The 24385-nt window shown below is 63.5% G+C and carries 24 protein-coding genes and 1 pseudogene; 11 read left to right on the top strand and 14 right to left on the bottom strand.

Annotation, left to right across the window (positions count from 1 at the left end; genetic code table 11):
* Positions 1 to 14: 14 nt before the first annotated feature.
* Positions 15 to 461, bottom strand: coding sequence for a nuclear transport factor 2 family protein (locus tag YU3_RS0109565; protein WP_198021651.1), 447 nt, complete (start codon positions 459 to 461; stop codon positions 15 to 17).
* 160 nt (positions 462 to 621) lie between these two features.
* On the opposite strand from YU3_RS0109565, the gene YU3_RS0109570 reads away from it, so the two are divergent.
* Positions 622 to 1527, top strand: a complete 906-nt coding sequence (locus tag YU3_RS0109570; RefSeq protein WP_027166028.1) for a LysR family transcriptional regulator — start codon at positions 622 to 624, stop codon at positions 1525 to 1527.
* 63 nt (positions 1528 to 1590) lie between these two features.
* Here the strand turns inward: YU3_RS0109570 and YU3_RS0109575 are convergent, their stop codons facing one another.
* The 3 genes from YU3_RS0109575 to YU3_RS0109585 form a co-directional block, all read right to left on the bottom strand.
* Positions 1591 to 2067, bottom strand: coding sequence for a DUF805 domain-containing protein (locus YU3_RS0109575; protein ID WP_027166029.1), 477 nt, complete (start codon positions 2065 to 2067; stop codon positions 1591 to 1593).
* Between the two features lie 117 nt (positions 2068 to 2184).
* Complete coding sequence (locus tag YU3_RS0109580) at positions 2185 to 3108, bottom strand: DMT family transporter (RefSeq protein ID WP_027166030.1); 924 nt, start codon at positions 3106 to 3108, stop codon at positions 2185 to 2187.
* A gap of 82 nt (positions 3109 to 3190) precedes the next feature.
* Positions 3191 to 4471 (bottom strand): amidohydrolase family protein, encoded by a 1281-nt coding sequence (locus YU3_RS0109585; RefSeq protein ID WP_027166031.1) that lies wholly within the window; start codon positions 4469 to 4471, stop codon positions 3191 to 3193.
* A 174-nt stretch (positions 4472 to 4645) separates the two neighbouring features.
* Here YU3_RS0109585 and YU3_RS0109590 point away from each other — a divergent pair, with 174 nt between their 5' ends.
* Entirely contained in the window at positions 4646 to 6400 is a 1755-nt protein-coding gene (locus YU3_RS0109590; protein WP_027166032.1) for an ABC transporter ATP-binding protein, read from the top strand.
* Positions 6401 to 6441: 41 nt separating this feature from the next.
* Here YU3_RS0109590 and ilvD read toward each other — a convergent pair whose 3' ends face one another.
* Positions 6442 to 8286, bottom strand: coding sequence for a dihydroxy-acid dehydratase (ilvD, locus tag YU3_RS0109595; protein WP_027166033.1), 1845 nt, complete (start codon positions 8284 to 8286; stop codon positions 6442 to 6444).
* A gap of 182 nt (positions 8287 to 8468) precedes the next feature.
* Here ilvD and YU3_RS0109600 point away from each other — a divergent pair, with 182 nt between their 5' ends.
* The 3 genes from YU3_RS0109600 to YU3_RS0109610 all read left to right on the top strand — a co-directional run bounded on the left by YU3_RS0109600 (position 8469) and on the right by YU3_RS0109610 (position 9942).
* A complete protein-coding gene (locus YU3_RS0109600) occupies positions 8469 to 8813 on the top strand; it encodes a metalloregulator ArsR/SmtB family transcription factor (RefSeq protein ID WP_027166034.1) in 345 nt (114 codons plus the stop codon).
* Between the two features lie 97 nt (positions 8814 to 8910).
* The gene (locus tag YU3_RS0109605) at positions 8911 to 9438 is read left to right on the top strand and encodes an SRPBCC family protein (RefSeq protein WP_036258210.1); all 528 of its coding nucleotides are present in this window, start codon (positions 8911 to 8913) and stop codon (positions 9436 to 9438) included.
* 33 nt (positions 9439 to 9471) lie between these two features.
* Complete coding sequence (locus tag YU3_RS0109610; protein WP_027166036.1) at positions 9472 to 9942, top strand: VOC family protein; 471 nt, start codon at positions 9472 to 9474, stop codon at positions 9940 to 9942.
* Between the two features lie 164 nt (positions 9943 to 10106).
* Here YU3_RS0109610 and YU3_RS0109615 read toward each other — a convergent pair whose 3' ends face one another.
* The 3 genes from YU3_RS0109615 to YU3_RS0109625 form a co-directional block, all read right to left on the bottom strand.
* Positions 10107 to 11699: a peptide chain release factor 3 gene (locus YU3_RS0109615; RefSeq protein ID WP_027166037.1), complete on the bottom strand. Its 1593-nt coding sequence runs from the start codon at positions 11697 to 11699 to the stop codon at positions 10107 to 10109.
* A 100-nt stretch (positions 11700 to 11799) separates the two neighbouring features.
* Positions 11800 to 12720 carry a haloalkane dehalogenase gene (locus tag YU3_RS0109620; RefSeq protein WP_027166038.1) on the bottom strand — a complete coding sequence of 307 codons (921 nt, stop codon included), beginning with the start codon at positions 12718 to 12720 and terminating at the stop codon, positions 11800 to 11802.
* Complete coding sequence (locus YU3_RS0109625; protein WP_027166039.1) at positions 12717 to 13313, bottom strand: TetR/AcrR family transcriptional regulator; 597 nt, start codon at positions 13311 to 13313, stop codon at positions 12717 to 12719. The genes YU3_RS0109620 and YU3_RS0109625 overlap by 4 nt, the downstream gene beginning before the upstream one ends.
* Before the next feature lie 109 nt (positions 13314 to 13422).
* Here YU3_RS0109625 and YU3_RS0109630 point away from each other — a divergent pair, with 109 nt between their 5' ends.
* Positions 13423 to 14487, top strand: coding sequence for an FAD-binding oxidoreductase (locus YU3_RS0109630; protein WP_027166040.1), 1065 nt, complete (start codon positions 13423 to 13425; stop codon positions 14485 to 14487).
* A 100-nt stretch (positions 14488 to 14587) separates the two neighbouring features.
* Here YU3_RS0109630 and YU3_RS0109635 read toward each other — a convergent pair whose 3' ends face one another.
* The 3 genes and pseudogenes from YU3_RS0109635 to YU3_RS0109650 form a co-directional block, all read right to left on the bottom strand.
* The gene (locus tag YU3_RS0109635; RefSeq protein ID WP_027166041.1) at positions 14588 to 15961 is read right to left on the bottom strand and encodes an amidase; all 1374 of its coding nucleotides are present in this window, start codon (positions 15959 to 15961) and stop codon (positions 14588 to 14590) included.
* 153 nt (positions 15962 to 16114) lie between these two features.
* Positions 16115 to 16911 (bottom strand): annotated as a pseudogene (locus YU3_RS36325) (class II glutamine amidotransferase).
* Positions 16912 to 17040: 129 nt separating this feature from the next.
* The gene (locus YU3_RS0109650) at positions 17041 to 17295 is read right to left on the bottom strand and encodes a DUF6356 family protein (protein WP_027166042.1); all 255 of its coding nucleotides are present in this window, start codon (positions 17293 to 17295) and stop codon (positions 17041 to 17043) included.
* A gap of 115 nt (positions 17296 to 17410) precedes the next feature.
* On the opposite strand from YU3_RS0109650, the gene YU3_RS0109655 reads away from it, so the two are divergent.
* The 5 genes from YU3_RS0109655 to YU3_RS0109685 all read left to right on the top strand — a co-directional run bounded on the left by YU3_RS0109655 (position 17411) and on the right by YU3_RS0109685 (position 21207).
* Entirely contained in the window at positions 17411 to 17881 is a 471-nt protein-coding gene (locus tag YU3_RS0109655) for an Lrp/AsnC family transcriptional regulator (protein WP_027166043.1), read from the top strand.
* A gap of 371 nt (positions 17882 to 18252) precedes the next feature.
* Positions 18253 to 18738, top strand: coding sequence for a dUTP diphosphatase (dut, locus tag YU3_RS0109670; RefSeq protein ID WP_027166044.1), 486 nt, complete (start codon positions 18253 to 18255; stop codon positions 18736 to 18738).
* Complete coding sequence (locus YU3_RS0109675; protein WP_027166045.1) at positions 18739 to 19398, top strand: HAD family phosphatase; 660 nt, start codon at positions 18739 to 18741, stop codon at positions 19396 to 19398.
* Between the two features lie 62 nt (positions 19399 to 19460).
* The gene (locus YU3_RS0109680) at positions 19461 to 20315 is read left to right on the top strand and encodes a hypothetical protein (RefSeq protein WP_027166046.1); all 855 of its coding nucleotides are present in this window, start codon (positions 19461 to 19463) and stop codon (positions 20313 to 20315) included.
* 79 nt (positions 20316 to 20394) lie between these two features.
* Complete coding sequence (locus tag YU3_RS0109685) at positions 20395 to 21207, top strand: oxaloacetate decarboxylase (RefSeq protein ID WP_027166047.1); 813 nt, start codon at positions 20395 to 20397, stop codon at positions 21205 to 21207.
* Between the two features lie 174 nt (positions 21208 to 21381).
* Here the strand turns inward: YU3_RS0109685 and YU3_RS0109690 are convergent, their stop codons facing one another.
* The 3 genes from YU3_RS0109690 to YU3_RS0109700 all read right to left on the bottom strand — a co-directional run bounded on the left by YU3_RS0109690 (position 21382) and on the right by YU3_RS0109700 (position 24332).
* Positions 21382 to 22485, bottom strand: coding sequence for an IS5 family transposase (locus tag YU3_RS0109690; RefSeq protein WP_027166048.1), 1104 nt, complete (start codon positions 22483 to 22485; stop codon positions 21382 to 21384).
* 136 nt (positions 22486 to 22621) lie between these two features.
* Entirely contained in the window at positions 22622 to 23317 is a 696-nt protein-coding gene (locus YU3_RS0109695) for a sulfate transporter family protein (RefSeq protein ID WP_027166049.1), read from the bottom strand.
* Between the two features lie 121 nt (positions 23318 to 23438).
* Entirely contained in the window at positions 23439 to 24332 is an 894-nt protein-coding gene (locus YU3_RS0109700; protein ID WP_245273467.1) for an EamA family transporter, read from the bottom strand.
* Positions 24333 to 24385: the final 53 nt, after the last annotated feature.

The following is a 24385-nucleotide window of genomic DNA, read 5'->3' on the forward strand; positions in this document are numbered from 1 at the left end:
AGACGGCGCCTGACCTATCGTCCCTCGGCGCCGAGCTGCCTCAGAAAACTCCGGTAATCGGTGCGGACGAACTCCTCGACGAGGCGGCCATCATCGGTGAAGATGAAGATGTTGATCAGGTCCATGGTGATATACGCGCCGTTCGGAGGCAGCGGTCCGGCCGGCGACATGGCAAACTCGCGGACAAAGCGGCCGGTTATCCAGGTCTGGCACGCGACCATGTTGCCTTCCACCAGGACAATGCCGCGCCGAATCTTGCGATCCTCGAATGCCGCGCGGATCGCCGCCAAATAGCTGTTAAGGCCATCAAAGTCGCTTTCAAAGCCGTCTGGCCCATGAAAGCGAAAATTCTCGACGTCGAAATAGCTGGCGATTTCATCCGTGGGCGCGCCAGCAACTTCGAGTTCACCTGCTGTAACGAGGCGGTCGACAAGTTCGTCCCGTGTCAACTTCATGCTCATGGCCATGTCCTTTCTTCTGACTTGATCGGGCTTGCCGGGGTTGGACGTGCTCACGAGAGGCGCGAGGCTCAGCCCGCGGCGGGCTGCCAAGGAGATAGACAGTTGCCATTCGTCGAATAAGCTGGACAAATTCGGATAGGCTAGTGAGGAGTTTTCACCAATGTCCCGACCGACTTTCACGGAGCTGGAAGCGTTCCGCGCGGTCGCCACAAGGCGCAGCTTTCGCCAGGCGGCGGACGGCATTGGCGTATCGCGCTCGGCGCTCAGCCACACCATCATCGCGCTCGAAAAGACACTGGGCGTCCGGCTGCTCAACCGCACTACCCGCAGCGTGTCGCCTACCGAAGCCGGGCAGCGGCTGCTTGAGCTTCTGGAACCGGCTCTGCGCGGGCTGGATGCGGCGTTGGACCAGCTCGCCGACGACCGCGGCGCGCCGAGCGGAACATTGCGCATCAATGCAAACAAGGCCGCGGCGCAATGGCTGCTCAGCCATGTAGTGCCGCATTTCCTCACGCAGTATCCCGGCGTCGAGCTTGACCTGGTATCGGAAGGTCGCCTCGTTGACATCGTCCGCGACGGCTTCGACGCTGGCGTGCGTCTTGCCGACGCGATACCGCAAGACATGATTGCGGTGCCGCTCAGCGGTCCCGCGCGCTTTGTCGCGGTCGCCGCGCCCGCCTATCTGGCTGGCCGAAAGCCGCCGGCGGTGCCTGAAGATCTGAGGCAACATGCCTGCATCCGCCAGAGACTGCCGAGCGGCAAACGATACTTCTGGGAGTTCAGCCGCAACGGCCAAGAACTCTCGATCGACGTCCCTGGCTCCCTGTCGCTCGACGACAACGGCCTGATGGTCCAGGCGGCCGTGGCCGGTCTGGGGATCGCTTATGTGCCTCAGTCCTTCGCGAGCATCGAGTTGCGCTCAGGCCGACTGGAAACGGTGTTGACCGACTGGTGCCCGCTGACACCTGGCCTGGCGCTGTATTACCCGGGCTATCGCCATGTGCCGTCTACGTTGCGTGCCTTTATCGACACAATCAAACAACACCGGGATAGAGCCAGGGACTAGCGCGGCAGATCCCGCATGGGCGAGCGTTTCATCATTTGCCGGAAATGAACCGCTCCGTTGCGTCTACCTGAAAACTCTCTGTATCTCGTTCAACGACCCTGTTTCGTCGGACTTTCTGCAATACCAGATGATCAGCGCGATGGTGCCGATGGGGAACAACCCCGCAAGCAGCTGATGCCAGCCGCTTCTGTTGATGTCATGCAGCCGGCGAGCGGTCATAGCGAGTGTCGGCAAAAGGATGGCAAGATTCCAGATCGATGAAATAAGTTCATTTCCGACAACGGCATCAACAACGATCGTTATGACGCCGACAATGAAAATGAACAGATACGCATACCAGAACTCCGAACGACTGGCCCTGCCGGAAAAACTTACATAATTTCGGAAAAAACTTGAAATTGCCTCACCAAAGTTCATTGACGGCGATGTGTCCCCGAAACGATTGACGCCGGCTGGCGGCGCCCTCAAGATAAACAACAATGGCAAGCCGATAACGATCAGAACTATAAGCCAATGCCATATAGAGAAACTGCCCGTCATTTCCCCCCAATACCCCAATTTTCCCAGCTATAAATATCCTGTCTGCCCCATCGGAATCAATCGCAGATTGCATACGGCGGGCGATTTGCACCGTAAAAATACTTTCGCGAAATCGGGTTAGTTCACGCCCTTCGGCACGTTCTCCGGCGGCACCGCCGTTTCCACCACTTTCTGGCGGTGGAAGATGAAGATGCCGGCGAGCACGACGATAACCGAGCCGATCAGGATGCGTGGGCTCGGCACGTCGCCGAAGAAAGCCAGGCCGAAGACCACCGCCCATAAAAGCAGGCTGTAATGCAGCGGCGCCAATGTCGAGGCCGGCGCCAGCTTCAGCGCCCTGGTGATCATCAGGTGGGCGGCGCAAGAAACGACGCCGAGCAAGAGCATGGCGCCGAGATCGAGCGACGACGGCGTGCGCCAGGCGCCAATGGCGAGCACGCCGCCGACCAGCAGCGTGCCGATGGTCTGCCAGGTGACTAAAGTCGTGTCGCTGGTGCCGCGCAGGAGGCGGCCGAGGATGATGGCGAAGCCGAAGGCGATACTGCCGACCAGAGCGAAAGCCGAAGACAACGAGAAGGCCGCCGAGGACGGCTTCAGGATGATCAGCACGCCGCAGAAGCCGACCAGGATCGCCAGCCACCGGCGCCAGCCGACCTTTTCGCCGAGCAGCAGGTGCGATAGCGCCGCGACGTAGATCGGCCCGGCCATGTAGAAGCTCATCACGTCGGCCAGCGGCAAATAGACGACCGCGGCGTAGAAAAGCCCGGTATCGGTGGTGGTGGCCACGACCCGCAGGAACTGCAGAAGCGGCCGATCCATGTGAAACAGCCTGGCCGTGCCCTGGCTGGCGATCATCGGGCCGAGCACGATGAAGGCGCCGATCGAGCGGATCAGTACCACCTGTCCGACGGAGAAGGACGTGACCAGCCATTTGCCCATCGCGTCGTTGAGCGCGAACATGAAGTCGCCGGCCAGCATCAACAGGATGCCGGCCAACAAAACGTTCCTGACCGTGAAGTTGCGGGCAAGGGATTGAGCCATGGCGGCTCCCTAGCCGCAAGCCGCGAGTTTGACGAGGGAAATTAAGCCGATCGGTGAGACCAGCAGCGGAAATCGGCTGGTTCTACGCGGACTTGTGCCTTCGGTTGACCATTCCCGGCCGCCCCGCAATCGAAAGCCTGGTTTCCTGCCTGGTCCGCTCGGCCACGACCTTGCCGCGAGCGATGACGCAGAGACGCTCCGGGCGCAGGCGAACGGCCTCGATCGCATTGCCGGCATCGAGCACGACGAGGCTGGCGCGCTTGCCGACGGCGAGGCCAAGATGGTCGAGGCCCATGATGGCGGCGTTGACATTGGTCACCATGTCGAAGCAGCGCGCCATGTCGGCCGGGCTCGACATCTGCGCGACATGCAGGCCCATGAAGGCGACGTCGAGCATGTCGGCGGTGCCCAGCGAATACCAGGGGTCGAGCACGCAATCCTGGCCCCAGCCGACGCGGATGCCGAGCGCCAGCATCTCCTTCACCCGGGTCAGGCCGCGCCGCTTCGGAAAGGTGTCGTGGCGCCCCTGCAGCATGATGTTGATCAGCGGATTGGGGATGGCCGAGACACCGGCCTCGGCGATGAGCGGCAAAAGCTTCGAGACGTAGTAATTATCCATCGAATGCATGGAGGTGAGGTGGGAGCCGGCCGCCCTGCCCTGCAGGCCGAGCCGTTGCGTTTCAAAGGCCAACTGCTCGATATGGCGCGACAGCGGATCGTCCGTCTCGTCGCAATGCAGGTCGACCATCAGGCCGCGCTTGGCTGCGATCTCGCAAAGCTCCGTCACCGAGCGGGTGCCGTCGGCCATGGTGCGCTCGAAATGCGGGATGCCGCCGACGACATCGACGCCCATGTCGAGCGCGCGGATGGTGTTGTCGAGCGCCGTCGGCGAGCGATAGAGGCCGTCCTGCGGAAATGCGACCAGTTGCAGGTCGATATAGGGCGCGACGGTTTTCTTCACGTCGAGCAGGGCTTCCACCGCGAGCAACCGGTCGTCGCAGACATCGACATGGCTGCGGATGGCAAGCAGGCCCATCGACACGGCCCAGTCGCAATAGGCGAGCGCGCGCTCGCGCACGGCCTCATGGGTCAAAAGCGGCTTCAACTCACCCCAGAGCGCGATGCCTTCGAGCAGCGTGCCCGACGCGTTGATGCGCGGGATGCCGTAGGACAGCGTGGCATCCATGTGGAAATGCGGATCGACGAAGGGCGGTGAAACAAGGTTGCCGCGCGCATCGATCTCCGTCGGCGACGAACCAGGCAGGTTGGGCTCTATGGCCCGGATGGTTTCGCCGGCGATGCCAATGTCGGCAATGCTGCCGTCCGGCAGCGTGCCGCCGCGAACGATGAGGTCGAAATCCATCCGTCGCCACCCCTTTCAAGAACAGGCAATCATCGTGGCCGAAAAGACAGCCTTGCGCAGCCTTTTCTCTGCCCCGCGGCCGAAAGGTTCCATCGCGCCGCAACTCGCTCTATAAGCCGCCTCTCGCCCTCGTGGCGAATCCGAAATTCTTGCAGCCAGACACAGGGTGTGCCGTTGTTTCGTTTCTTGCGCTCGACGGAAAACCAGCGCCTCATCATCAGGCTGGTGAGAGAATCCTTCCACGAGCATAAATTCGGCTATGCGGCCGCCATAGTGTCGATGCTGGTGGTGGCCGCCATGACCGGGGCCAGCGCCTGGATCCTGCGCGAGATCACAAACGAATTCGTCGTCTTCAAGAGGCTCGACCGCGTCAACCTGATCGCGGCGGGCGTTGCGGCGATCTTCCTGGTCAAGGGCTTTGCCGGCTTCGTCCAGGCCTATTTCATGAGCCGCGTCGGCAACGCCATCATCGCCGACCGGCAGCGCAAGATCTACGATCGCATTCTGGCGCAAGGCATCGAGTTCTATCATTCGACCTCGTCGTCCGACCTGATCGCCCGTATGACCAACAACGCGCAGGCGGCGCGCAGCGTGCTTGACCTTGTCGTCACCTCCTATGTGCGGGACCTGGTGACGTTGGTCGTCCTGGTGGGAGTCATGGTCTGGCAACAGCCGGCGCTGTCGCTGATCTGCTTCGTTGTCGGGCCGGTGGCGATCTATGGCGTCAACCGCATCCTGAAGCGCGTGCGCAAGATCGCGGCGATGGAATTCATGTCGCTTGGCCAGATCGTGCATGTGATGCAGGAGACGGCGATCGGCGTGCGCGTCGTCAAATCCTTCAATCTCGAAGGCGCGATGCGCAAGCGCATGCACAAGGCGGTGTCCGACGTCGAGAACCGCGCCAACAACATCGCCACGCTTGAGGCAGCCACCAGCCCGGTCATGGAAACGCTGGCGGGGCTGGCGATTGCCGGCGCGGTGCTGGTCAGCGGCCTGCTGGTGCTGGAGGGCGGCCAGATGCCGGGCAACATCATGGCCTTCATCGCGGCGCTGCTGCTCGCCTATGAGCCGGCAAAGCGCCTGGCGCGCGTGCGCATCTCGCTCGAGACCGGCATGGTCGGCGTGCGCATGATGTTCCAGCTCGCCGATCGACCGCTGACGCTTGCCGAAAAACCCGACGCCAAGCCGCTGCAACCCGGCCCGGGTGAAATCCGCTTCGACGATGTGAGTTTCGCCTATCCGGAAAGCTCGCCGGTGTTCGAAGGCTTCAACCTGACGCTGGAGGCCGGCAAGATGACGGCGCTGGTCGGACCGTCCGGCAGCGGCAAGTCGACGATCCTGAACCTCATCATGCGCATGTACGACCCACAGGTCGGCAAGGTGCTGTTCGACGACCAGGACATCTCGTTCGCGACGCTCGATTCGCTCCGGCAGAAGATCGCCTATGTCAGCCAGGACACCTTCCTGTTTGCCGGCACCGTGATGCACAATATCCGCCTCGGCCGCGAGGGCGCGACCGACGAAGAGGTGATCGCCGCCGCCAAGGCCGCCAATGCGCATGTTTTCATCAGCGCCATGGCCAAGGGCTACAACACCGAGGTCGGCGAGAATGGCTCGCTGCTGTCCGGCGGCCAACGCCAGCGCATCTCGATCGCGCGCGCCATGCTGCGCAATGCCGAGATCCTGCTGCTCGACGAGGCGACCAGCGCGCTCGACGCGGAATCGGAGGCGCTGTTCCGCGAGGCGCTGCAGCAGCTTACCGTCGGGCGCACGACGATCGTGATCGCGCACCGGCTGTCCACCGTGCACCAGGCCGACACGATCGTGGTGCTGGAGAACGGCAAGGTACGGGAAAACGGCCCGCACAAGACCCTGCTCAAGCAGGGCGGGCTCTATCAGAAGCTCTATGAATATCAGCTGATGCCGTAGTGCGCCCTCCTTCTCCCCTTGTGGGAGAAGGGAGAACCGCGCTACTCCGGCACTTTCCGCACAGCGCCCTTGTCGGCGCTGGTGGCGAAGGCGGCGTAGGCGCGCAGTGCGGTCGTCACCTTGCGCTTGCGCTTTTCCGCCGGCTTCCAGGCGTCAGCGCCCTTCGCCGCCATCGCCTTGCGGCGCGCTTCGAGTTCGGCATCGCTGACGGCGAGGCGGATGGTGCGGTTGGGGATGTCGATCTCGATCGTGTCGCCCTCTTCCACCAGCCCGATAGTGCCGCCTTCCGCCGCCTCCGGCGAGACGTGGCCGATCGACAGGCCGGACGTGCCGCCGGAGAAGCGGCCGTCGGTGATCAGCGCGCAGGCTTTGCCGAGGCCCTTCGACTTCAGGTAGCTGGTCGGGTAGAGCATCTCCTGCATGCCGGGGCCGCCGCGCGGCCCCTCGTAGCGGATGACGACGACGTCGCCGGCCTTGATCTCGTTCGACAAGATCGCCTTGACGCTGGCATCCTGGCTTTCGAACACCCGCGCCGGCCCGGTGAATTTCAGGATCGACTCGTCGACGCCAGCTGTTTTCACGATGCAGCCGTCGAGCGCCAGATTGCCCTTCAGCACGGCAAGGCCGCCATCTTTCGAGAACGGCGTCTTCGCCGAGCGGATGACACCCGTTTCACGGTTCGTGTCGAGCTCATCCCAGCGGCGGTCCTGGCTGAAGGCGACCTGTGTCGGCACACCGCCAGGTGCCGCCAGGAAGAAGTCGCGGACATTCTGGCTGGTCGTGCGGGAGATGTCCCAATGATCAAGCGCCTCACCGAGGCTTGACGTGTGCACCGTCGGCAGGTCGCGGTTGATGAGGCCTGCTTCGTCGAGTTGGCCGAGGATGGCCATGATGCCACCGGCGCGGTGGACGTCTTCCATATGGACGTCTGATTTGGCCGGGGCGACCTTGCAGAGCACAGGAACGCGCCGTGACAGCCGGTCGATGTCCTCCATGGTGAAATCGACCTCGCCCTCATGGGCGGCAGCTAGGATGTGCAGCACCGTGTTGGTCGAGCCGCCCATGGCGATGTCGAGTGTCATGGCGTTCTCGAAGGCGCCCTTGGAGGCGATGCTGCGCGGAAGTGCTGTTTCGTCGGCCTGCTCGTAATAGCGCTGGGCGAGATCGACGACCAGATGGCCGGCCTCGACGAACAGGCGCTTGCGGTCGGCATGGGTGGCCAAGGTCGAGCCGTTGCCGGGCAGCGACAGGCCGAGCGCCTCGGTCAGGCAGTTCATCGAATTGGCGGTGAACATGCCGGAGCAGGAGCCGCAGGTCGGGCAGGCCGAGCGCTCGATGACCTTGACGTCCCCGTCGGAGATCTTGTCGTCGGCGGCCGCGACCATGGCGTCGACCAGGTCGAGCGCCTGCGCCTTGCCGGCCAGCACCACCTTGCCGGCCTCCATCGGGCCGCCGGAGACGAAGACGGTGGGGATGTTGAGGCGCAGCGAGGCCATCAGCATGCCGGGCGTGATCTTGTCGCAGTTGGAGATGCAGACCATGGCGTCGGCGCAATGCGCGTTGACCATGTATTCGACGGAATCGGCGATGAGCTCGCGCGACGGCAGCGAATAGAGCATGCCGTCGTGACCCATGGCGATGCCGTCATCGACGGCGATGGTATTGAACTCCTTGGCGACGCCGCCGGCCTTCTCGATCTCGCGCGCGACGAGCTGGCCGAGGTCCTTCAGATGCACATGGCCCGGCACGAACTGGGTGAAGGAGTTGACCACCGCGATGATCGGCTTGCCGAAATCACTATCCTTCATGCCCGTGGCGCGCCACAGGCCGCGGGCGCCGGCCATGTTGCGGCCGTGGGTGGTGGTGCGGGAACGATAGGCAGGCATTGGATTGTCCTTGCTGGCTGGCCGCGCCGTACGCGGCGGGCGGCGCTCAATCTTAGTCGGCAGCGGTTATAGCGGCCATGATCCGGCCTTGCCACAATTTTGCGCTGCGCCAGGAAGCTGGTTGACCAACAACGCTGACTGTAATATAGCCATTTAGGTATATATCCATTTGGCTATTTAATATGAACCAGCTCGACGCCACCTTCGCAGCGCTTTCCGATCCCACGCGACGCGCCATTCTCGCCCGACTCATCGAAGGGGAGGCCTCGGTGATGGAACTTGCCGAGCCGTTTGCCATGAGCCAGCCGTCGATCTCCAAGCATCTGAAAGTGCTGGAAGCCGCGGGGCTGATTTCGCGCGGCCGCGACGCGCAGCGCAGGCCATGCCGGCTCGAAGTGAAGCCGCTGGCCGAAGCCACGGAATGGCTGGAGCGCTACCGCAAGATCTGGGAGGGCAATTTCCAACGGCTGGATGCGCTGCTCGGCGCGCTCAAGGCCCAGCAGGGTTCGGACGAGCGGGAACAATAGGCCCAATGCCTGCGGGCTGGCCGGAAAAGCCGGCGCACTGTCGGATCGGCGCCCGGCTGAACGTCCTTGGGTGAAGCAAGCGTAGAGAGGACATTTGATGAGCACCACGAGATTGCCAGGCACGACCGTCGCGACGCTGACCGTTACAACCCCCAGCGATCGCGAGGTTCGCATAACCCGCGTTTTCGACGCGCCGCGCCCGATGGTGTTCGATTGCTGGACCGTTCCGAGGCTGCTCAAGGGCTGGCTGCATGGCCCGGACGGCTGGCGGCTGGAGGTTTGCAAGATCGACCTCAGAGTGGGCGGGGCGGCACGCTATGTGTGGCGCCATCGTGATGGGCAAGCCATGGGCATGAGCGCCACCTATCGCGAGATCGTGCGGCCGAGGCTGATCGTGGCCGCCGAGTTGTTCGACGAGGACTGGACCGGCGGCGAGGCGCTCGGAACCGTTTCGTTCACCGAGGTCGACGGCAAGACGCTGCTGACGCAAACAATCCTCTACGCATCGCAAGCCGCGCGCGACGGCGCGCTTGGCACCGGCATGACCTCGGGCATGGCCGATAGTTACGCCCAGCTCGATGCTTATCTCGCTTCGCTTCAGGACGCCGTCAAAGGTGCCGCCTGACCTTTTCCCCAAGAGAGCACAAAGGAGAAAACAATGCAGAAGATCACCACCTTCCTGTGGTTCGACACCCAGGCCGAAGAGGCGATGAACCACTACATCTCCATCTTCAAGAATTCGAAGGCGCTAAGCGTCACGCGCTGGCCCGAAGGCCATGCTCAGCAAGGCCAGGTACTGGTCGCCTCGTTCGAACTCGACGGCGTGACCTTCCAGGCGCTCAACGGCGGGCCGCAATACAAGTTCACCGAAGCGATCTCGTTGTCGATCGACTGCAAGACGCAAGCCGAGGTGGATCATTTCTGGACGAAGCTTACCGAGGGCGGCGGCGAGCCCGGACCTTGCGGCTGGCTGAAGGACAAGTTCGGCGTTTCCTGGCAGGTCGTGCCGGAACAGCTGCCGCGCCTGCTTCAGGATCCCGACCGGGCCAAGGCCGGACGCGTCATGGATGCCATGATGAAGATGGGCAAGATCGAGATCGACAGGCTGGAGGCGGCGGCGAAGGGGTGAGAGGCCTTCCGCTTGGCGGGCGAAAAGCCAATTGCTTGGCTTGTCGAGATTCGAACGCCCTGAGGCTGTGAGGGGTCGGGGTACCTTGCCCTTGAATGTTGGCGCCGCCCCTCATCCGCCCTTCGGGCACCTTCTCCCCGTGAACGGGGAGAAGGGAAAGTGCATTACGCCGCCTTGTCGCGGACCTGATAGTCCTTGACCGCGGTGAAGCGGATCGCCTTCCAGCGCTCGGCCTCGTAGTTGAGCGAGAAGGCGTGCTGGGCGAGGAACACCGGATCGTTGTCGAGGTCGCGGGCGATGTCGCCGCGATGGGCCTCGATGAAGCGCTGCACTTCCGCCTTGTCATCGGCTGAGATCCAGCGGCAGATCGAGAAGCGCGACATTTCGAAATCGACCGGCAGCGTGTATTCGATGTTCAGCCGCTCCTTGAGCACGTCGAGCTGCAGGGCGCCGACGACGCCGACGATAGCCGGCGAACCATCCTCGGGCGAGAACAGCTGCACGACGCCTTCCTCGGCCATCTGGTGCAGGGCTTCCTTGAGCTTCTTGGCCTTCATCGCGTCGCCAAGGCGCACGCGACGCAGGATTTCCGGAGCGAAGTTCGGCACGCCGCGGAACAGGATCTCCTCACCCTCGGTCAGCGTGTCGCCGATGCGCAGCGTGCCGTGATTGGGAATGCCGACGACGTCGCCGGCAAAGGCCTCGTCGGCGGTGACGCGGGTGCGGGCGAAGAAGAACTGCGGCGCCGACAGGCTCATCGGCTTGCCGGTGCGCACCAGCTTGGCCTTCATGCCGCGCTCCAGCTTGCCCGAGCAGACGCGGACGAAGGCGATGCGGTCGCGATGGTTGGGATCCATGTTGGCCTGTATCTTGAAGACGAAGGAGGTCATCTTGTCCTCCGTCGCCTCGACCGTACGCTCATCGGCTTCCTGCGCACGCGGCGGCGGGCCGTAAGCGCCGAGCGCCTCGATCAGGTCTCGCACGCCGTAATTGCGCAGCGCTGAGCCGAAATAGACCGGCGTCAGATGGCCTTCGCGGAAGGCGTCGATATCGAGCGGACGGCAGGCTTCGCGTGCGAGTTCCAGCTCCTCGATGAAGGCTTCGCGCTCATTTTCCGGCAGCAGTCCCGCGACGCGATTGGAGTCCGGACCGTTGACAGGGGTACGCTCCTTTTCCTCGTCGCCCCTGCGCACGGCGTTCAGCGCGAGATGATAGGTGCCCGAAAAAGTCCTGCCGCGGCCGATCGGCCAGGTGACGGGCGCGGTGTCCAGCGCCAGCTTCTGCTCGATCTCGTCGAGAATCTCGAACGGATCGCGGCTCTCGCGGTCCATCTTGTTGACGAAAGTGATGATCGGGATGTCGCGCAGCCGGCAGACCTCGAACAGTTTCAGCGTGCGCGGCTCGATGCCCTTGGCGGCGTCGATGACCATGACGGCAGAATCCACCGCCGACAGCGTGCGATAGGTGTCGTCGGCGAAATCCTCGTGGCCGGGCGTGTCGAGGAGGTTGAAGACGTTGTCGTCATATTCGAAGGTCATCACCGAGGTGACGACCGAAATGCCACGCTCGCGCTCGATCTTCATCCAGTCGGACCGGGTCTGGATGCGGTCCTTCTTGGCCTTGACCTCGCCGGCAAGCTGGATGGCGCCGCCGAACAGAAGTAGTTTTTCGGTCAGCGTGGTCTTGCCGGCGTCAGGGTGGGCGATGATCGCGAAGGTGCGGCGGCGCGCCACTTCCTCGGGTATTGTTTCGGGCATTCTCTGGGATTTCCGTGTGACAGGCCGGGCTTCTAGCAGCGCTTTGCCGGACTGTCGACCGGTCCGGCGGCATGGAAGCCGCGGGAAGCCATGGCTTGCTTCAGGCCAGTTCGGCCGTGCGGCCCGCCTGAACGACCTCGGGGAGCCAGCCGGCAATGGTGCCGCCTATCGCGTTGGCATGGTCCTCCTGCAGATAGTGCGCACCGGGTCCGAGATTGATGAACCGGCAGTTCTTCAGCCCGGCGGCGAATTCGCGTGCCGCCTGCGGCGCAATCAGCGCGCCGGGATCGCCCGCAAACAGCAGTTTCGGATAGGTGGAGAGCCGCAGCGCGCGGTGATCGTGTTCGCTGATGGCGACAACGTCGGCGGGCTGGCCTTCGATCGGCAGTTCCCGCGGCAGGCGCAGCACCGGCTTGCGCGACTGCGGCGTCGGGAATGGCACCCGGTAGGCGGCCATCTCCTCTTCGCTCAGCGTACGCAGCACCGAGGCCGGCAGCACTTTTTCGACGAAGATATTGTCCTCAAGCACCAGCTTCTCGCCGGCGCCGGGCGTGCGCAATGCCTTGAAGAGTTCGCGCGCCTGGGGACGCTGATGGAAATCCTCCCAGCGCTCGAAGGGACGGATGAACTCCATGAAGACAAGGCCGAGGACGCGCTGCGGCCGTCGCGCCGCGAAATGGAATGCCAGCGCCGTGCCCCAGTCCTGCGCGACGATCGCCAGATCCTTGATGTCGAGCGCCTCGATGAAGGCATCGAGATAGCGGACATGATCGAAGAAGCGATAGTCGATATCGGGCTTGCCGGACTGGCCGTAGCCGATCAGGTCGGGCGCGATGCAGCGGCCGAAGAGCGCGACATGCGGGATGATGTTGCGCCAGATAAAGGCGGACGTCGGATTGCCGTGCAGGAACAACACAGTCGGACCAGCCGCTCCGGCCTCCACATAGGACATGGTGGAATCCAGCACCGCCACCTGCGAACGCCGCAAGGTGGCCTGCTGTGCGTCGGTCTTCGAATTCATCGCACTGTCTCCTTCCCAAATACGGTGCTGAAGATGATTTTCTTGAACCGCTCGAGCGGCTCGGGACTGCGCTCGACCTTCATGCGCAGCATGGCGCCCTGCCAGGACGACAGCAGGAAATCGGCGAGGTCCTCGGCACCGAAGGCCGTGGTGATCTCGCCCGCCGCCTGACCCTCGGCGATGCAGGCCGCGAATGGCTGGCGCCAGCACTCGAAAATGTCGACCAGCCGGAGCCGGAGCGGCTCGCTGTGAACAGCCGTTTCCAGGCTGAGATTGCCGATCATGCAGCCGCGCGCCCAGTCATGCGCTTCGAGCTTCGAGGTGATGACGTCGAGATAGCGGCGCAGCCTGCCCACAGGCGGCGTGCCGTCAGGCGCCAGCGCGTTCTCGACCAGTCCGCTCACATAGGCGAAGTAGCGTTCCAGCACCTCGCCGGCGAACTCCTCCTTGGAAGCAAAATGATTGGTGAAGGAGCCCGGACGGGCGCCGGCCGCGGCGACGATGTCGCGGACGCCGGCTGCGGTGTAGCCGGAATTCCAGATGGTCTGGAAGCCAGCCTCGAGGAGGTTTTCGCGGAGTGATCGTCTAGCCATGACGATATAATACGTACGTACGTATTTATGTCAAGCGCGCAAGTTTGCGTTGGCAAAGGCTCCTGCAAATGGCAGGTGGAAAGCTCACGGAAACGGGATGGAGAGCAGCGTGACGAAACACATCATCGTCATCGGCGCCGGCATCATCGGCGCTTCGATCGCCTGGCATCTGACGAAAGCCGGCGCGCGGGTGACGGTCGTCTCGGCAAGCGGCGCCGGCGGCGTCGCCACGCCCAATTCCTTTGCCTGGATCAATGCCAGCTGGGGCAACCCCGAGGTCTATTTCAGGCTGCGCATACGCGCCATGGCCGAATGGAAAAGGCTGGCGAAGGACGTGGCCGGGTTGCCGCTCGCCTGGTGCGGCGGCCTGTGCTTCGACCTCCCTCCGGACAGGCTCGAAGCCTATGCGGCCGAACACTTGTCGTGGGGCTATGGCATCGAGCGCGTCGGCCGTGAGCGGGCCGCGCAGATCGAGCCCAACCTTGTCGATCCCCCTGATTTCGCCGTCTACGTTGCGGAGGAAGGCGTTGCCGAGCCGGCCGCGACAGCAAAGGCGCTGCTCGCCGATGCCGAACAGAGCGGCGCGCGGGTGATCATCGGCGTCGTGGACAGGCTGATCCCATCGGATGGCAAGGTGACCGGCGTGGTCGTTTCGGGCGAAACCGTCGGCGCCGACGAGGTCGTCGTTGCGGCCGGCACCGGCACCCCGGCCATTGCCGCGACAGCCGGCATCAAGCTGCCGCTCGACACGCCGCCGGGCCTCATCGTGCACTCCCGCCCCTATAAAAAGCTGCTCAACGGGCTGGTGCATGCCGAGAGACTGCACATGCGCCAGACGGCCGAGGGCCGCATCGTCGCCGGCTCGGATTTCGCCGGCAGCGATCCGGGCGAAAACCCTGAAGCCACGGCGCGCGACCTGTTCGCGGCGATGAGGGCAGCGTTGCATGACGCGGACGGACTGGAGCTAGACTTCCACACAGTCGGCTACAGGCCGACACCGGCCGACGGCTTTCCGATCATCGGCCGGGCCGAAGGAGTAGGCGGCCTCTACATCGCCGTCATGCATTCGGGCATCACACTGGCGCCAGCCGTCGGCTTGTTTGCCACGCGGGAAATCCTCGAAGGCGAGCGCGATGGGCTGTTGGTGCCGTACGGGCTGGAGCGGTTCTCTTAATGCATGTCGCCCAGAAGTGTGTAGCGGTTCTGGGACAACGACATGCATCAAAACAAAGACTTAAGGCGCGTCGCCTGAATCCATTTCAGCGCGACGCGCTTTAGTAACCCGGTGGTCGGCGAAAGCCACCGTTGAGTGGCGCAATTGCACTCGCGATAGCGAGCAGCCGCGCCTCCGACCAGTGCCGGCCGACGAGCTGCAAACCGATCGGCAAGCCATGGCTGTCCTGCCCGCAAGGGAATGCGAGCGCCGGGTGACCGGAATAGTTGAACACCGCGCCGTGGGCCGGCAGCATCCAATAGCTCTCGTCCTTGCCGTCCACCTTGAGCGGGCTGCCCGGCTTGCAGTGCGGGAAGGCCGTCGTCATGGCGACCGGGCAAAGCAAGGCGTCGCAGCTTTCGAAGAAGCGCTCCCAGGCGAGGATCGACCGGTCGCGGCGGGCGAGCGCCGCGAACCACTTCGACACCGGCGTCGGTTTTTCCGGCGGTTCCGGCTGCGCGGCTTCCAGCATCATGCCGATCAGCTTGCCGCCTTCGGCGAGATCGTCATGCAGGTCGAGCTTCGGCAACCTTGCCTCCTCCACGACCGCGCCCGTTGACGCGAGCTGTGCGGCCAGGCTTTCGACGGCCGCACTGATCTCGGCCTCAACCGGAAAGCCCGGGAAAGACCCGGCGAAGGCGATGCGCAACGACTTGAGTTCGAGTTTCGGTATCGGCTCGACCGGCACGGGCGCCAGATCGGAGTCCGCCCCGTCCGGGCCGGCGATCATCCGATAGATCAGCGCCAGATCCTCGATGTTGCGGGCAAGCGGGCCAATACATGACATCAGCCGGACGCTGCGCGGAGTGCCTCCTGGGTCAGGGAAGCCTCCGGCCAGCGACACGCGATGCTCGGTCGGCTTCAACCCATAGATGCCGCAGAAGGCGGCAGGCAGGCGGATGGAATCCTGCATGTCGGTGCCGATCTCGAAAGGCGTCATGCCTGCCGCAACGGCTGCCGCCGCGCCGCCGCTGGAGCCGCCCGCGGTGCGATCGAGGTTCCATGGATTGTTGGTGCGGCCGAACAGGGGATTGTCCGACTGCCAGTCGCCCAGCATGGTCGCGACATTGGTCTTGGCCATAAGCACGGCGCCGGCCGCTTTGAGCCTGGCCACGACGGGGCTGTCCTGCCTCGGTACATAGTCGGCAAAAGGCGGGAAGCCGGCGGTGGTCCTCATGCCGGCCGTCTCATGGGCGTCCTTCAGCGTGAAGGGCACACCATGCAGCGGACCGGGCGCGTCGCCGCATGCCATTGCCTCATCGGCCTGCCGGGCACGCGCCCGCGCCTCTTCCCGATCGAGGATGACGATAGCGTTGATCGCCTCGTTATGCCGGTCGATCCGGGCAAGATGCGCATCGAGCGCCTCGACTGCCGAGATGTTACGTGCGGCAATCGCAGCCGCGAGGTCGATGGCGGAGGAGAAGGCGGGGTCCATGGCGAAGCTCCGGCTGCTGCGCGCCTTTCCTCAACATGGCGGATTGCGACGCAGCTTCAAGCTGAGTTGAGCATCCAAAGATGGATTGTGCTTGATCGAAATTGCGCCGGTCGACGTGTCAGGCTGGTGCTCTACGGCGACCTCTGTCTTTGGCTAGACGGCCAGCGCCAGTTTCGCGACAGCAGGCGCAAACGGCCGGATCGCCATACTATCCTTTGTCATGGTGACGAAGCTCGACGGCGGGATCGCCTGCCAATCGCCGCCGTCGCGGTCGAAGGGTTCCGACACGATGCAGCGGCCGCCGTCGCGGAAGGCAGAGGTGTAGAGCGTCGGCGCATGGTCGTCGGTGGCATGGCGAACGGCATACAACGCCTCGCCGTCGGAAAAGGCCGCCGTCAGTTTCAGGGCCGGCTCGATGCCGGCGCGGCGCGAGGCCTCGACGACACGGCCGGTCGCCCGCGACACCGCGCCCTGCGGGTCGCTCGCCAGACCCTGGTCGATCATCAGGAGGAAGAAAAGCTCGGAATCGGTAGTGCCCTCGCGCTGGCCGAAGACTTCGTCGGAGAGCGTGTTCTCCAAGGTGCGGCGGATCTTCTCGAAGCCGCCGATCTGACCGTTATGCATGAATGACCAGCGGCCGGAGATGAAGGGGTGGCAGTTCATGCGGCTGGTGGCGCCGCCGGTCGAGGCGCGCACATGGGCGAGGAACAGGCCGGACTTGATCTGCCGGCAGAGGCTTTTCAAATTGGGATCGGACCAGGCCGGCAGGATGTCGCGGCAAAGGCCGGGCTTGGCCGGTCGCCATACCAAGCAAGGCCGAAGCCGTCGCCATTGGTCGGCGACTTGGCTTCCTGGGCGCAGTGGCTTTGGGCGATCAGCGAATGGCAGGGCGCGGTGATGATGTCTTCGAGGAAGACCGCTTCACCAAGATAGGCCGCCCACCGGCACATCGCATTCCACCATCTCTAGAGCATGATGCCGAAAAGTGTGAAGCGGTTTTCGGACGACATCATGCTCAATCTCTTTGATCTAGAGACGGATTCAGATTTCAGGTCGGACCGACCTGAAATCATCCGGCTCTAGGCGCGGTCCAAGAGAGCCTTCGGCTCCTTCACCGCATGCGAGCCTCGGTTGTGCGTGCGCTCATAGAGCTCGCGAACGATTCGGCTCGCCGTAGTTTCGAACAGAAACGGCAAGAAAGCGTGAACAAGCGCGGCGCCCGCCGCCATCGACAGGCGCGAACAGAACCAGGCGGCGAAAGCCATGTGGCCGAAATAGGTCTCGCCGACCTTCTCCGGGTGAGACGTGAACAGCGCCGTAAGCCGTGTCGACATGGTGATCCCTCCTGCCGGGATGAGCCCCGATGATGAGTATCGTGCCACACGGTTTTGGTTCATCGATCCCAAATTGTCCTTGCTTTTGGCTATTTCATGGGACATCTATCCCAACATGTCGACAGAAATCGATGAGATTGATCGAAGATTGCTGGCCGAGCTGCAGCGCGACGGCACGCTTTCGGTCGACCAGCTGTCGGAGCGGGTGGCGCTGTCGCGCAATGCCTGCTGGCGGCGCGTCAAGCGGTTGGAGGAAGACGGCGTGATCACCGGCCGCGTCGCGCTGGTCGATGCCGACAAGCTTGGGCTCGGCCTCTCCGTCTTCATACTGATCCGCACGTCGAACCATGACCCGGACTGGCTGCAGAAATTCCGTGCGGCGGTGACCGGCTTTGCCGAGATCACCGGCGCCTACCGTATGTCGGGCGACCTCGATTATGTGCTGAGGGCCCGCGTCGCCGACGTTAAGGCTTATGACCGTCTCTACCAGCGGCTGATCGCCAAGGTGCCGCTGTCGGACGTCTCGGCTTCCTTCGTCATGGAGGAGATCAAGGAGACCACCGTGGTGCCGGTGGAACTGCGCTGAGGTGTCCAAGGCATCCCAACTTCGTCATCCACGGGCGGAGCGACGCGAAGCGGAGCGCAGACCTGAGGATCCATTCCGTTACCTTGACCATAGAATGCAGCGGAGCAGAATGCTGAACCGTCGTCGCAACGTTTGAAGTCACGGAATGGATCCTCGGGTCTGCGCCGCGTCGCTTCGCTCCTTGCTCCGCCCGTGGATGACGAAGCGATAAGCGTTCTCGCCAATCGCCAAGTAAGCATTCCACCTGCGCAACAACCTTATCGAGACGTCTTCGCTGGAAAACGAAATCATCGTGACGCCTCAAAGAAAGCCTTGGATAGCGTCACGGCCGAATTGACCGAATCGGCATTCGCGCCGATAGGATCGATTTTATGCGCGCAGCTTTCCAAAACTCCTCCGTCATCGGCCCCGCCGTCGGTTTCGTCAGGCTTCCGCATGGCGAAGGCCTGCCTCTGCCGGCCTATGAGAGCGCTGGTGCGGCCGGCATGGATTTGCGGGCCGCGGTGCCGGAAGACCGGCCGCTGCTCATCCTGCCCGGAAAGCGGGCCCTGGTGCCGACCGGGCTCGTCCTGGAAATCCCCGAAGGCATGGAAGGCCAGGTGCGGCCACGCTCGGGTCTTGCCTTCAAGCACGGCCTCACCGTGCTCAACTCGCCCGGCACCGTCGACAGCGACTACCGCGGCGAGGTGAAAGTGCTGCTGGTCAATCTCGGCGACGAGGATTTCTCGGTGACGCGCGGCATGCGCATTGCCCAGATCGTCTTTGCGGCGGTGACCCAGGTTGCGGTTGAGGAAAGAGCGCTGGCCGGCGGCACGACGCGCGGCGCCGGCGGCTTCGGATCGACCGGCACCGCTTGAATGGCAATACCTAAACTCGTCATCTTCGACTGCGACGGGGTCCTGGTCGATACCGAGAACCTTGCCAACAGGCGCCTCGCCGAATGGCTCACCGCTGCCGGTTTTACGACCAGCTTCGAATATTGCCGCAAGCATTTTTCCGGCCGCAGCATGGTCTCGGTGCAAAAGGAGATCGAAGAGACGACCGCGGTCAGGCTCGGCGCCGACTTCGTCGAGCGCTGGAATGCCGGCCTGCCGGATCTGTTCGCGCATGGCGTCGAGGCGATCCCCCATGTCCGGGAGTTCGTCGACAAAGTCCGCGCGGCTGGCATCGCCTATTGCGTCGCCTCATCGGCGCGGGTCTCGAAGATGCACATCACGCTTGGCCAGACCGGGCTCTTGCCGCTGTTCGAGCATGCCATGTTTTCCTCCACGATGGTCAGTCGAGGCAAGCCGTTCCCGGATCTCTTCCTGCATGCGGCAATGACGATGGGCTTCGCGCCGACCGACTGCATCGTCATTGAAGACAGCGTCGCAGGCACCCAGGCGGGCATTGCCGCCGGCATGCGGGTGTTCTCCTACTATGCCGATCCGTTCTCCGACCGCGACGGCCTGGCGGCGGCCGGCGGCATCCTGTTCGACGACATGCGGGAACTCGCCGGACTCGTGCCGATCCGCTGATCGCAGCCGGATGCACGCCTTGGAATGCCGTGCTAGCGTGCGACGTTCGAGGGGGCTTCCATATGGTCGCCGGGCTGTTTCGCTTCATCTTTGCCTGCCTGCTGCTTCCCTGGCTATGGACGGCCGCGCAGGCCCAGGCCGTCAGCTTCCCGGAACTGAACAGCGCCGTTCCAGGTCGGCAGGACGTCACCTATCTCGACCTTGCGAAGATGGTCGTTCCCGATCTGACGGCAGGCGATGACGGTTTCTACAAGGGCAGCGCGCCGATCGAGATGCGCGACATGCTCGGTGGCGACGACGGCGGCTCGCCGCCCGAAACCGTCAACCTGCCGAATGCGGCGGTTCTTCCAATCAGGGCCGGCGGCAAGGACCGGCTGACGATGCTTTTCGACCTCGGCCAGGCGCAAGACAGCGCCGAAGGGTTCGCCGTGCTGGCGCTCTACGATCTCACCGGCAGGCCGAAGCTGCTCGATGCCGTCAACGTCGGAACCGACCAGAGCACCTATTTTCGCGATCCGGGAAAGCTCGCGGTCAGTCCCGGCGACGACGTGCTCATCACCATGAGCACGCATTTCAATTCGAACCAGGGCTATGTCGGCACGATCCTTATCCTGGTTCGAAACGACCGCTTCGAGCCGATCGACCAGATCGATACATTCGACGAGAATGTCTGCGCCTATAAGCGCACGCAGGATCTTTCCTTCCAGACGCCCGACGACAAGGAACCCTACGCGGCGATCACGGTGACCGTGACCGACGCCACCAAGCCGAGAGGTGAAACCTGCGAGGAGCCGGCGCCCAAGGCCGCCTCGTACGATATCTCGGTCACCTATCACTGGGACCAAGCCAGGTCGCGTTACGTTCGCAATTCCGACGCTTTCGAGAAATTGTCAGTAGAAAACGCCAAACGCTTCTAAACAGCCGCATTCATTTGCCCGGCTCGAACAGCCGCGATAAATTCCCGGTACGACCCCCACTCGTGATTGAGGACCCACCATGGACAAGGGCAAGATTTTTCGCGACCTGCATGCCTCCACCTTCGTCATGCCCAATCCCTGGGACATAGGCACGACCAAGCTTCTGGCTTCGTTCGGGTTCAGGGCGCTGGCGACGACCAGCGCCGGCTTCGCCTTCTCGCGCGGCCTGCCGGACGGCGCCGTGACCTTCGAGGCGATGATCCACCATTGCCGCGAGGTGACCGCGGCAACCGACCTGCCGGTTTCGGCCGATCTCGAACGCGGCAAGGGTGACAGCCCCGAACAGGCGGCCGAGACCATCTTCGCGGCCGAGGCCGCCGGTCTCGCCGGCTGCTCGATCGAGGACCATACGGGCGACCCCGCCAATCCGATCTACGATTTCTCGCTGGCGATCGAACGCGTCGCGGCCGCCGTCGAGGCGGCCCGGGCGCTCAAGCACGATTTCGTCTTCACCGCGCGAGCCGAGAATTTCCTCTGGGGCAAGACCGACCTCGACGACACCATCAAGCGGCTGCAGGCCTTCGAGAAAGCCGGCGCCGATGTGCTTTATGCGCCGGGCATCAGCGACGTCGAAATGGTGCGCACGATCTGCTCGTCGGTGAGCCGGCCGGTCAATGTGATGGCCCGCCCCGGTTTCACCGTCGCCGACCTTGCCATGGCCGGCGTCAGGCGCGTCTCGCTCGGACCGTGGCTGGCCAATTTCGCCTATGGCATGCTGGAGACGGCGGCGCGCGAGATCCAGCAGGACGGCACCTTCGGCTTCACTCGGGCGGCAATGCCGTTCGGCAAGCTGCAGGCGCTGTTCCGCAGCGGCGGCACCGAACAGGACTAAAGCCGTGTCGCGCTGAAACGGATTCAGGCGACACGCTTTAACAGGCTGCTGCAAAAGTCGCGTCCTATTCGATTTTTGATGACATTTGCCGGATTGGTTTGTCTGGATCGGGCTGGATTTGGCTTTTGCGGCTTTCGGGCTTGCGTGTGTGATGTTGTGTTTGTCGGTTTGGCGTCATGTCGGCTGCATCGCCAGTAATCTGGGGATACGGACCAGATTGCAGGCGATGATGGCGAAGGTGAAGGCAGCCTCGACTTTTGACCGCCCGCGCAGCTTCGTCTTGGTCAGTCCGCCCGGCTTCTTCACCCAACCGAAAATCTCCTCAATGCGTTTGCGGATGCGCTGGCTGACCGTATAGCCGGCGTGGCGCGTGGTGCGACCGTCAATGGCGGTCTTGCGCACCGTGCCCGTGCTCGAGACCGTACCTTGCACGGTGATGTGCGGGGTGACTTGGCGCTGGCGCAGGTCGCCGACGAACTCCGTCACGTCATAGGCCTTGTCGGCGCCGAGCGTGATGCGATGGTTGCGCCGGCGCCGGTCGAGCATGCTGAGCGCCGCCTCCCGCTCGGCCGTGCCGGTGGCGTGCGTCAGCGTCGTGCCGACCGCAAGCCCATTGCGGTTCTCCATGAGCACATGGCCCATGTAGCATAGCCGGCTCGGATGGCCGTCCGCCTTGCGGTAGAGCCGCGCGTCCGGATCGGTCGTGGAAGCATGCGTCTGGTTCGAGCGCTTTTCCTTGCGGAAGTCGCGCTCACCGTTGCGGCCTGGCTTGGGTGGTTCGCCCGAACCGTCCTTCGGCCGAAAGCTCTTCACCGAGGCCCAGGCGTCGATCAGCGTGCCGTCGACCGAAAAATGATCGCTCGACAGAAGCTCCTTCACTTTGCCAAGCCCCATCAGAGCACCCAGGAACTCGCGCGCAACATCGGCCTCCATGAGCCGATCGCGATTGTGGGTGAACACCGTCGCATGCCACGCCGATGCGTCCAACGGCAGGCCGACGAACCAGCGGAACAATAGATTGTAGTCGATCTGCTCCATCAGCAGGCGTTCCGAACGCACCGAGAAGAACGCCTGCAGCAGTGTCGCCCGCAGCAGCATCTCGGGCGGTATCGACGGTCGCCCCATTCCCGAATAGAGCGCCTCAAAGCGGGCATCCAGACAACCGAGCGCTTCGTCGCACAACCCCCGGATCGCCCGGAGCGGATGATCCGCGGGAATGCGTTCCTCCAGCCGAACATAGCTGAAAAGACCTTCCGATCGATCATCCCGTCCGCGCATCGCAAATCACTCCAGATCGCCAACCGAAGTGAATCACAAAACTTCGCCAAACGCGACTTTTGCAGCAGCCTGTTAAGTCTTTGTTTTGATGCATGTCGTTGTCCCAGAACCGCTGCACACTTCTGGGCGACATGCATTAAACCGGCTCCCGCGCCGCAACCGCCTTGTACAGATGCACCATCATTGCGGCCGCGAAAAGCGGCGTCAGAAGGTTGAGCAGCGGCACTGCGAGGAACACGGCAATGACGATCCCGGCCAGGAACACGGTGCCGGCATATTTGCGGCGCAGCGCCTTGGCCTCGGCCTCGGGGCGAAAACGCATGGCGGCGAACTCGAAGAATTCCCGGCCGAGCAGATAGCCGTTGACGATGAAGAAGGCGGCAATGTTGACGCCCGGCACCAGAAGCAGCAGCAGCGCGACGATGTTGCCGAGGACGACCACGCCGAAGAATTTGATGGCCAGCGCAAGCGAATGCAGCGCCGGCACGGCGCGGCCGGGCGGATCGTTGGGATAGTCGGTACGCTCGACCACTTCGGCAACGTCGTCGAGGAACAGGCCTGCGACGATCGCCGTGACCGGCGCGATGAGCAGAGCCATCCCTACCGCAAGAACGATGCCGGCGATAATGCCGCCCAGCCATCCGGCCCAGGACGGCAGGCCCGGCAGCAGTGTCTGCAACCATGGCCAGGCCAGCCATTCGAGCAGGCTCTCGAGGCCGAGCCAAAGCGCGACAAGGGCGAGCAGCGTCAGCCCCAGCGTCCTCAGGAAGACGGAGCGGAATTCAGGCGAGAACAGCCGGCTGGCGGCGGCGCGGGCGGCGTCTAGGATCACGGCGGGTCCAGGCTCTCATCGAGAAACGAAGCCCCGAGATAGGCTGCGACGGCGGCCGGCGCAACTATCGCGCCCAGGGTGGTTCACCGGCGGCTACAGCGAGATTGCCGAACCTGGCCGGTCACGCTTTTCGTGGAATTGCCCTTGCCCGCCGTGCGGGAATGGTCATGGCCGCGACGCCGGCGACGACGAAGCCCATGCCGACCCAGGCCGCCGGCCCCAGGCTCTCGCCAAGGAAGACAGCGCCGATGCCGACGCCGATCGGCACGCGCAGATAGGCTTGCGAGGTGGTGCCGACCGAGCCCAGCGTATGGATCAGGCGAAAATAGATGACGAAGGCCAGCGCCGTCGAAAAGATCGACAGTCCGAGCAGGGCCAGGATCGAAGCGGACGACGGCGCAAGCGTCCACGGCCGGTCGACGATCAGGCTGAGCGGCACAAGCATCACCGCGCCGCAAAGCATCGAGCCCGCGGCGGGCAGCATCGGATCGAGGCCCCTGAAGCCACGGCCGAAGATCGCCGCCCCGGCGTAGGAGATCGTCGCAATGATGATTGCAAGCTGCGCCCACAATTGATGGCCAAGCCCGCCAAGCGCCTCGGTGCCGATGATCAGGCAGATGCCGACAATGCCGGCGCCGACGCCGACGAGCTTGCGCGCCGTGACTGGCTCATGGCGCGTGATCAATGCCGTCAGCAGGAAGGTGAAGATCGGCGAGGTCGAATTGAGGATGGTGGCAAGACCGGCATCGACGGAGCGTTCGGCGGCGGCGATCAGCGTGAACGGCACGACGCTGTTGAGGCAGGCCTGGAAGGCGAACCGGCGCCAGGTTGCCGCATCTGCCGGCATGGCAAGGCCGCGCCAGCGAATGACGATGAAGAGAATAGCCCCGGCGATCAACGTGCGGGCGGCGATGAAGGTCACGGGCGGGATCGTCTCGACGCCGATCTTGATGAAGGTGTACGAAGCGCCCCACAACACCGCCAGCACGCCAAGCAGTGCGAGGTCGGTGGACATTTCGGTCTTCTCGGACATTTTACGGTTGTGCCTTCAGCCCGTTGCCTCAGCGA

It is taken from the genome of Mesorhizobium sp. WSM3224 (assembly GCF_000427725.1).
Lineage (GTDB): Bacteria > Pseudomonadota > Alphaproteobacteria > Rhizobiales > Rhizobiaceae > Mesorhizobium.